Raw genomic sequence first — 2,580 nt, 5'->3', positions numbered from 1 at the left:
CGATCCGCCCCCAGGCCGCGGTGGCGGCGGCGCCCACCGCCTGACCCCGGACGTCGACCGCCCGACCGCAGGCACGTGCCGCCTGCCCCCGGGCACCCCGCCGCCCACGGCGTGTCCTGCCCGGGTGAAGCAGCCAGTAGGGTGCGCCGGGTGACTAACGCTTCCCCTCTCCCGCCCCTCCCGCGCTCCTTCCGCCTGATCGTCACGGGCGGCGGCACCGGAGGACACACCTATCCGGCCCTGACCGCGATCCGCACCCTGCAAGGCAGGCTCGCCGCGGACGGCGGAGCCCTGGACGTCCTGTGGATCGGCACCGCGGACGGCCTTGAGGCGCGGGTCGCCCCGGCGGAGGGCATCGCGTTCGCCACGGTCGCCACCGGCAAGATCCGCCGCTCCAGCAACCCGCTCAAGATGGTGTCGCCGGCGAACGTACGGGACATGGCCAGGGTGCCGCTCGGCGTGGCGCAGGCCCGGAAGATCGTCTCCGGCTTCCGTCCTGACGTCGTGCTCGCGACCGGCGGTTACGTCGCCGTTCCCGCCGGTCTGGCCGCCCGTATGTGCCACCGGCCGCTGGTCCTTCACGAGCAGACCGTGCGGCTCGGCCTGGCCAACAGGCGGCTCGCCAGTTCGGCGACGCGCATCGCCGTCTCGTCGGAGTCCTCGCTGCCGCTGCTGCCGGAAGCCGTGCGGCACCTGGGCGTGGTCACCGGCAACCCGATCCGGCCCGAGGTGCTGTCGGGGCACGCGGACAAGGCCGTCGACGCCCTGGGGCTGCGGGGCTTCGACCGGCGCCTCCCCACCGTGTACGTCACCGGTGGCGCCCAGGGTTCCCAGCAGATCAACGACGTCGTCCGCGAGGTGCTGCCGTGGCTGCTGGGCCACGCCAACGTCATCCACCAGTGCGGGCCCGCCAACGCCGAGGCCCTGCGGGAGAGCGCGGCGCTGCTCCCTCCGGAGCTGGCCGGGCGCTACCACCTCGCCGGGTTCGTCGGCCCGGAACTCCCGGACGTCCTGGCCCTGGCGGACGTGGTGATCTCCCGGAGCGGCGCCGGCACGCTGGCCGAGCTGACCGCCCTCGGCAAGCCCGCGGTGTTCATCCCGCTGGCCACCTCGGCGGGGAACGAACAGGCGCACAACGCCCGCCACCTGGAGAGCGCGGGCGCCGCCGTGGCGCTGATCGGCGAGGTGACCGGGGCGAGCCTGCGCGACGCGGTGAGCCCGCTCCTCACGGACCCCGCCCGGCGGGACGCGATGGCGAAGCAGGCCCGGGCACACGGCAGGCCCGACGCGGCGGACCGGCTCGTGGACGTGATCCTGTCCGCCGCCTCCGGGTGACCCGTACCGGGCGGCGGCTCCTCCGGCGTATCCGCCCTCACAGCACCGGCAGCGCCGTCAGGCCCACGTCCGTCATCACGAACACGCGGTTGCCGTCGGCCCTGAACCCCAGGACATCGCCGTCCAGGTCGCACGAGACGTACGTCCTGCCCTCCTCCATGTCGAGGGCCTCCACCGTCTCCACGGCGTCGTCGATGATCCAGGCGCAGGTGCCCTGGAGCAGGACCGGGCTGCGCGCGTCACCCATCGCAGCCTGGTCCCAAAGGGGGGTGCCCTTTCGCGCGTCGTACCGCTGGGCCGTTCCGCCCCGCATCGCGAAGACCGAACCGCCGCTCACGGTCGGCGGTGACCAGGTCTCCCGCTTGCCCTCGTAGTCCTTCTGTGACTCGGTCGCCCAGATCCGGGTGCCGTCGGAGATCCGGTGCGCCGTGAGGTCGGCGGCGCCGATGTAGACGCGGTCGCCCTGGATCGCCGGTTCCTGGACGATCGCTTCTGCGACGGAGAACTTCCAGACCTCGCGGCCGGTACGGGTGTCGACCCCGAGGATCGTTCCGTCGGCGGCGCACACCACCAGCCGTCCTGGCGCGGTCCTGCCCCGTGGCGGGACCTCCGTCCCCAGCTTCACCGAGGACGGCGCCGTCCAGCGGATCGTGGCGTCGGAGCGGTCGACGGCGCGTATCCGGTCGTCCGTGGTGACGACGTACACCGCGTCCGCGTCCGCGCCCAGGACGGACCGGGCTCCGGCCGGCGCGGTCCACTTGGGTTCCCCGGTGGAGGGGACGAACGTGACCAGCTTCCCGCCCGGGCCGACGGCGGCGACGAGCCGGTCGGACAGCGACACGTAACGGCCGGGCGCCGACACATCGGGCGCCGACCAGCGCTTCTTGCCGTTGACGACATCGAGGGCCGTCAGGCCGCCGCCCGAGGCGCCGAACACGATGACGTCGCGGATCGGAAGCGGCGGCGGGGAGGTGGTGGAGTTCAGGCCGGGAACCGTCCACAGCGGCTGGAGGCCCTTGCCGTCCCTGTTGTGGGTGCCCACCAGGATGTCGCCGGCGTCCGGGTCGAGCAGGGTCGCCTTGGGCGTCCGTACGGCGGCCGGGATCCGGAACGCCGGATCGACGCTCTCGCGCCCCCGCCGCCACCACCACGCGGCGCCGCCGCCCACCAGGACCACTCCGCCGCCGGCCGCCACCGTGAGCAGCCCGCGCCGGGAGAGCCCCCGGCCACCGCCCGACTGGCCGG

General features: G+C 74.3%; 2 protein-coding genes. One reads left to right on the top strand and one right to left on the bottom strand.

Annotated features, from left to right (window positions below):
* Window positions 1–150: 150 nt before the first annotated feature.
* Window positions 151–1,335, top strand: a complete 1,185-nt coding sequence (locus tag QR77_RS13035; protein ID WP_052489595.1) for a UDP-N-acetylglucosamine--N-acetylmuramyl-(pentapeptide) pyrophosphoryl-undecaprenol N-acetylglucosamine transferase — start codon at window positions 151–153, stop codon at window positions 1,333–1,335.
* Window positions 1,336–1,372: 37 nt separating this feature from the next.
* Here QR77_RS13035 and QR77_RS46605 read toward each other — a convergent pair.
* Window positions 1,373–2,580, bottom strand: a 1,208-nt coding sequence (locus QR77_RS46605; RefSeq protein ID WP_160310904.1) for a PQQ-binding-like beta-propeller repeat protein, incomplete at its 5' end; no start/stop codon positions are given.

The sequence above is a fragment of the Streptomyces sp. 150FB genome (assembly GCF_000818195.1).
Taxonomy (GTDB): Bacteria; Actinomycetota; Actinomycetes; order Streptomycetales; family Streptomycetaceae; genus Streptomyces.
The sequence above is the reverse complement of the archived record's forward strand: the minus strand, read 5'-3'. Positions and strand labels throughout refer to the sequence as shown.